The sequence below is a fragment of the Mesorhizobium sp. M8A.F.Ca.ET.021.01.1.1 genome, from assembly GCF_003998025.1.
Classification (GTDB): Bacteria; Pseudomonadota; Alphaproteobacteria; order Rhizobiales; family Rhizobiaceae; genus Mesorhizobium.
On sequence record NZ_RZSJ01000437.1, the window covers coordinates 1 to 5,384 of the forward strand.

A 5,384-nucleotide genomic window follows, 5' to 3' on the forward strand; every position below is an offset into this window, starting at 1 on the left:
GGCTCCTTGCGAGCGGGACATCCATGTCGGGGACGATCTCAGCCTTACCTATCGCTTCCCAAGGGAATTCCTCGGCGACTGGCAGACGCTCGACGCGGCGATCTCGGCCGAGGCAGGGCGCATCCTCAAGGCCGGACATTGACAGGCTGAAAGCGGGGCCGGCCGCGCTCGACGCGGCCTGCCGTGGCTTGCAGGCTCAGCCCAGGTCGATGTCGAGGATCGCCATCGAGAAATTGTAGTCGCCGTCGTCCTCGTCCTTGAAGACGATGCCGAGGAACTCGTCGCCGACATAGACTTCGGCCGAATCTTCCTTGCGCGGCCGCGCCTTGACCACCAGCTTGGGGTTCTGGAAGACGCGCTTGAAATAGGCGTCCAGCTTTCTGATTTCGTCCGGCTTCAACAGTCTTCTCCGATCATCGGGCTTGCTCGTTTGAACGGCGCTTCTGGCACGTCGACAATGGCGATGTAAAGGCAAGCCGGTCTTATTGCACCGGAAGCGGCAGTGCCGCCGGGCAAATCGCAATCATGCGGGTACTGCCAGCAAATCAGATATCGAAACTGATCACGTGATCCATCTTCTGCGACGGCAGAAGCTGGTCCATCTGGCGCGAAGGCTGGTCGCAGCCGGTCTCACCAACCACGCGGGCCGGCACGCCGGCGACTGTCTTGTTGTGCGGCACAGGCGACAGCACCACCGACCCGGCGGCAATCTTGGAGCAATGGCCGATTTCGATGTTACCGAGAATCTTGGCGCCGGCGCCAATCAGCACGCCGTAGCGGATCTTGGGATGGCGGTCGCCGCCGGCCTTGCCGGTGCCGCCCAGCGTCACGCCATGCAGGATCGACACGTCGTCCTCGATGACCGCCGTCTCGCCGACGACGAGGCCGGTGGCGTGATCGATGAAGATGCCCTTGCCGATGCGCGCGGCCGGATTGATATCGGTCTGGAAGACAGCGGACGAACGGCTCTGCAGGTAGAGCGCGAAATCCTTGCGGCCGTGGTTCCACAGCCAATGCGCCAGCCGATGGGTCTGGATGGCGTGAAAGCCCTTGAAGTAGAGCACCGGCATGATGAACCGGTCGCAAGCCGGGTCGCGGTCATAATAGGCCTGGATGTCGACGCGCACCGTGGTTGGCCAGTCCTTGTCGTCGGCAAGCATCGACTTGAAGGTCTGGCGGATGAGATCGGAGCCGATATCCTGATGGGCAAGCCGCTCCGCGATCCTGTGAATGACCGCCTCTTCCAGGCTTTCCTGGTTGAGGATCGTCGAATAGAGGAACGCGGCCAGCAGCGGGTCGCGGTTGACCGCTTCCATCGCTTCGTCGCGGATCGAACGCCAGATCGGGTCGACCGGCTGCAACGCGCCGTGACGGGAAATGCTGATGCTGTTCATCGACGTCTCATCCTGCGTCCTGCTAGTCTGCCTGCTTGTCCGGCCGCACATATAAGCCAGATCATAGCACGATTGAACTCAATTTTCCTTAGTGCTGTGTCAAATGGATTTGGTTCGCAGGAATTCAAGCAGCCATGGAAAACGAACCCTTGATCGACGACGCCCTGAAAACCGAGCTTTCTGTCCTCTACCATGCCGCCCGTCGCCATTACCACAACCTCGCCCATATCGAAGCGATGCTAACGCTGGCCGGCGACTATCGAACGCTTCTGGACGACCCCGAAGCCGTCGAAGCGGCGATCTGGTTCCACGACGCCATCTACGACAGCAGGGCCAAGGACAATGAGGCGCAAAGTGCCGCCCTTGCCGAGCAAAAGCTCGCCGGCCGCACCGATGCCGGGCGCCTGAGCCGCGTCAGCGCGATGATCCTCGCCACCGCCACGCACCAGTTGCCGCTGTTCGACAACGCGGCGGCGACCCGCGACGCCAGCCTGTTCCTCGATATGGACCTGTCGATCCTGGGCGCTGACGCAGTTGCGTTCGATGCCTATGAACGCGCGGTTCGCCGTGAATACGGCTGGGTTGAAGAGCCGATGTGGCGTGCTGGCCGCGGCGCGGTGCTGAAGACCTTCCTTGCCCGACCGCATATCTTCCACACGCAGGAATTTCGCCAGCGCTTCGAACCGCGGGCAAGGCTGAACATGGCGCGGTCGCTGCAGGCCTTGACGTAGCTTAGTTTCGGAATCCGAGGCGCTCATCCCGAGAAACCGACGCCTCAAAGCGGATTCTCGGCGTAGAACTCCAGCACCCGCTGCTTGAAGGTCTTGTCCCCGACGGCCAGCATATGGTCGCGGCCCTCGATGTGGAAGGCCCTGGCATTGGGCATCAGCGCCGCAAGCTCGTCCGGCGATCCGCCAATGTCGTCGGTGGTACCAACCGCGATCAGCGTCGGCTGTGCGATGCGAGCAACATCCTCTTCACCAAGCAATTCCCGTGAAGTGGCGATGCAGGCGGCAAGCGCCTGGCGGTCGCTGCGGGTCTGGTCGGCGAAGGCGCGAAAAGCGCGGCCGCGCGGATGGGTGGTCGCAGCCGGATCCTCGGCAAGAAGGGCGGCGGCGATCGGATCCCAATCGCCGACCCCATCGATCATCCCTATGCCGAGGCCGCCAAAGACCAGCGTCGCCACCTTGTCCGGATCGGACAGCGCCAGGAAGGCCGCGATGCGCGCGCCCATCGAATAGCCCATGACATGGGCCCGCTCGATGCCGAGATGATCGAGCAGGGCTGCCGCGTCCGAAGCCATTTTCGCGGGTGTATAATCGGCCTCGTCGTAACTCTTGGATGACGAGCCGTGGCCGCGATTGTCGAAGGCGATGGCGCGATAGCCGGCATCGTTGAGCGTCTTGAACCAGCCGGGCGATACCCAGTTGACATAGTGGCTCGAGGCGAAGCCATGAATCATCAGCACCGGATCGCCCGCGCCCAAGGCCGGTTGGCGGTCGAGGAAGGCTAGATCGAACCCGTCATGGGAAAAAAACTGCATTGGAAGGCGATCCCTGGCGCTCAGTCGGAATCGACGTTCGGAGAATCGCCCTTGTCCGCGGGCGGCATGCCAGGACCCGATGCCGTGCCTATCGCCGGATGGCGCAGCAGATCGCCATCCGCGATGCCGTCCCTGGCGGCCGTGCCGGCCTTGAGTTCGAGCACGAAGCGGACCGGCTCGCCCGGCGAGACGATCGCCTCGGATTGCGGCTCACCCTGCTTGATCGCGCGGATCCTGCCGTCTTGGCCGACAAAGATCAGGTCGAGCGCCATCGGCGTGTTCTTCATCCAGAAATTGACGTCGCGCGTCTCGTCGAAGACGAACAGCATGCCATGATTGGCGGCCATATCCTCGCGAAACATCAGGCCGGCTTCCCGCTCGGCCTCGGTATCGGCGACTTCGATTGAGAAGGAGCGTTTGCCATTCTTGGTCACAGCAACCAGCGGCGCGGGATCGACTGGAAGGATCATCGCCCGGCCGTCGGCCGCGCTGGGTACCTGGAAATAGAAGAATGAGGTGGCGGCGACTATGACGGCAGCCACGGCGCACATCACGCCCGCCGTCAACCCGTTCCTGTGTGTCATATGGAATCCTCGGCCGGATCGCCCTAGTGCGAGACCGGCAAGGTGCCCATATCGGGGTGAATTTCGGCGGCCATAAGGCCTTTGTCACCGCGGCCGAAACGGACAAGCACGACCTGCCCCGGCCGAAGCTCGGTGATGCCGTAGCGCCGCAAGGTCTCCATATGGACGAAAATGTCCTCGGTCCCCTCGCCGCGCGTCAGGAAGCCAAACCCCTTGGTGCGGTTGAACCATTTGACCAAGGCGCGTTCGAGCCCGCTCTCCGGCGTCACCGAGACATGGGTGCGCTGTTCCTGCATTTCCGCGGGATGGACGGCGGTGGTGACATCCATGGAAAGCACGCGGAAGGCCTGCAGCCCGCGCTCGCCCTGCTTCACAAGGCAGACCACGCGTGCGCCTTCCAAGGCTGTCTGGAAGCCATCCCGTCGAAGACATGTCACATGGAGGAGGATATCGCCCGAAACACCGTCATCCGGAAGGATGAAGCCATAGCCCTTGGCCACATCAAACCACTTGATGGCGCCGGCGATTTCAGCCAAGTCAGCGGCGTCGTCGCCTTCGTCGCGCGTCAAGGCGTCGCCAAGGGTATTGGCCCGCCCCGTCAAAGAGGCCTTTTCCCCCATAAGAATGCCCCCTTTATTCAAGAACACCGCAACTGATTCTTGGCACCAGATTAACACCGCGGCTTCCGGTGTGTGCAAGACCTGACGTGCCTTTTTTCACGGTTCATTGCGGGAATACCGGATTTGTTCTTTGCCGGCGCCGGCTGACGCCGGACGATTGCCCTTTGACCGGGCCGACCCTATGTTGCGCCGCAACCCAACAGATCGAGGAAAACACATGCGCTATCTGCACACCATGGTCCGCGTCGCCGATGTCGATGCCTCGCTCGATTTTTACTGCAACAAGCTCGGGCTAAAGGAAGTTCGCCGCTATGAAAACGAGCAGGGCCGCTTCACGCTGATCTTCCTGGCAGCATCCGAGGACGAGCAGAGCGGCATCGCCGACAAGGCGCCGCTGGTCGAACTCACCTACAACTGGGATCCGGAAGACTATAAGGGCGGGCGCAATTTCGGCCACCTCGCCTACGAGGTCGACGACATCTACGCCACCTGCCAGCGACTGATGGACAATGGCGTCACCATCAACCGGCCGCCGCGCGACGGCAACATGGCCTTTATCAGGTCGCCGGATGGCATCTCCATCGAGCTTCTGCAGAAAGGCCCGGCCAAGGCCAAGGCAGAACCGTGGGCGTCGATGGCGAACACCGGAAGCTGGTAATCGATCACCTTTTCGAGTGGCCGGCGGCCACTCCCATGGTGTTTCGCGTGGCTGTGCCTATCTATCCGGCTGTGGCGCCTGCCGCGAAAAGCGGCGCCACGTCACGAGATTGAGCTTCGGAGAACCCCCTTCATGCCGACCAGCCATGCCAATGTCGCCACGGCGCACGCGAGCCGCTATCTGCAGCAGTTGTGCAAACATTGGGCGCACAAGTTTCCCGTCGAGTTCGACCCCAACCACGGCGTCATCGACCTTTCACTCGGCCGCACGGTCATGGACGCCGACGGGGCAGCGCTGCACATCACGGTATCGACCGACGAAGCCGCTTCCATCGAGCGGCTCGAAAGCGTCGTTGCCGACCACATCAAGCGCTTTGCGTTCCGCGAAGAACTGGCCTTCGACTGGAAACGCGCCGAGGCGACATAGTTCGTTATGCGTGTCGCCGCCGCGCATTTCCGGCGAGACGCCCGGATCAATCGCTATCGGACTTGCGCGCCATCTCCAGCAGCGCCAGCACCGAGCGCCAATTACGGGCAGTGCCCGGCACTTTCAACATGCGTGGAATGAGGTTGGCAAATACCGATT

Annotated in this window: 8 protein-coding genes and 1 pseudogene; 3 read left to right on the forward strand and 6 right to left on the reverse strand. The window is 62.1% G+C overall.

Annotated elements, in window-relative coordinates; translation table 11 throughout:
• Positions 1–196: 196 nt before the first annotated feature.
• Positions 197–400: a DUF3126 family protein gene (locus EOA36_RS26270; protein ID WP_127280040.1), complete on the reverse strand. Its 204-nt coding sequence runs from the start codon at positions 398–400 to the stop codon at positions 197–199.
• A gap of 145 nt (positions 401–545) precedes the next feature.
• Complete coding sequence (gene cysE, locus EOA36_RS26275) at positions 546–1,394, reverse strand: serine O-acetyltransferase (protein WP_127280041.1); 849 nt, start codon at positions 1,392–1,394, stop codon at positions 546–548.
• A gap of 134 nt (positions 1,395–1,528) precedes the next feature.
• Between cysE and EOA36_RS26280 the strand changes: the two genes are divergently transcribed.
• Entirely contained in the window at positions 1,529–2,125 is a 597-nt protein-coding gene (locus tag EOA36_RS26280; protein WP_127280042.1) for a hypothetical protein, read from the forward strand.
• A 44-nt stretch (positions 2,126–2,169) separates the two neighbouring features.
• Here EOA36_RS26280 and EOA36_RS26285 read toward each other — a convergent pair whose 3' ends face one another.
• Genes EOA36_RS26285 through EOA36_RS26295 form a run of 3 tightly spaced genes read right to left on the reverse strand, consistent with a single transcriptional unit; the run spans position 2,170 to position 4,141 of the window.
• Entirely contained in the window at positions 2,170–2,937 is a 768-nt protein-coding gene (locus tag EOA36_RS26285; protein WP_189553364.1) for an alpha/beta hydrolase, read from the reverse strand.
• A gap of 20 nt (positions 2,938–2,957) precedes the next feature.
• Positions 2,958–3,521: a DUF192 domain-containing protein gene (locus EOA36_RS26290; RefSeq protein WP_127280044.1), complete on the reverse strand. Its 564-nt coding sequence runs from the start codon at positions 3,519–3,521 to the stop codon at positions 2,958–2,960.
• A 23-nt stretch (positions 3,522–3,544) separates the two neighbouring features.
• Positions 3,545–4,141, reverse strand: a complete 597-nt coding sequence (locus EOA36_RS26295) for a cold-shock protein (RefSeq protein ID WP_127280047.1) — start codon at positions 4,139–4,141, stop codon at positions 3,545–3,547.
• 217 nt (positions 4,142–4,358) lie between these two features.
• On the opposite strand from EOA36_RS26295, the gene gloA reads away from it, so the two are divergent.
• Positions 4,359–4,799: a lactoylglutathione lyase gene (gloA, locus tag EOA36_RS26300; RefSeq protein ID WP_127280045.1), complete on the forward strand. Its 441-nt coding sequence runs from the start codon at positions 4,359–4,361 to the stop codon at positions 4,797–4,799.
• Between the two features lie 132 nt (positions 4,800–4,931).
• Positions 4,932–5,225 (forward strand): DUF2218 domain-containing protein, encoded by a 294-nt coding sequence (locus EOA36_RS26305; RefSeq protein ID WP_127280046.1) that lies wholly within the window; start codon positions 4,932–4,934, stop codon positions 5,223–5,225.
• A 46-nt stretch (positions 5,226–5,271) separates the two neighbouring features.
• Here the strand turns inward: EOA36_RS26305 and EOA36_RS38450 are convergent.
• A pseudogene (locus EOA36_RS38450) lies at positions 5,272–5,384 on the reverse strand (DUF1697 domain-containing protein); the annotation flags it as partial.

Excerpts from the sequence above, each read along its gene's own strand:
- EOA36_RS26280 (WP_127280042.1), top strand. The coding sequence starts at position 1,529 with ATGGAAAACGAACCCTTGATCGACGACGCCCTGAAAACCGAGCTTTCT.
- gloA (WP_127280045.1), top strand. The coding sequence starts at position 4,359 with ATGCGCTATCTGCACACCATGGTCCGCGTCGCCGATGTCGATGCCTCG.
- cysE (WP_127280041.1), bottom strand. The coding sequence starts at position 1,394 with ATGAACAGCATCAGCATTTCCCGTCACGGCGCGTTGCAGCCGGTCGAC.
- EOA36_RS26285 (WP_189553364.1), bottom strand. The coding sequence starts at position 2,937 with ATGCAGTTTTTTTCCCATGACGGGTTCGATCTAGCCTTCCTCGACCGC.
- EOA36_RS26295 (WP_127280047.1), bottom strand. The coding sequence starts at position 4,141 with ATGGGGGAAAAGGCCTCTTTGACGGGGCGGGCCAATACCCTTGGCGAC.
- EOA36_RS26305 (WP_127280046.1), top strand. The coding sequence starts at position 4,932 with ATGCCGACCAGCCATGCCAATGTCGCCACGGCGCACGCGAGCCGCTAT.
- EOA36_RS26290 (WP_127280044.1), bottom strand. The coding sequence starts at position 3,521 with ATGACACACAGGAACGGGTTGACGGCGGGCGTGATGTGCGCCGTGGCT.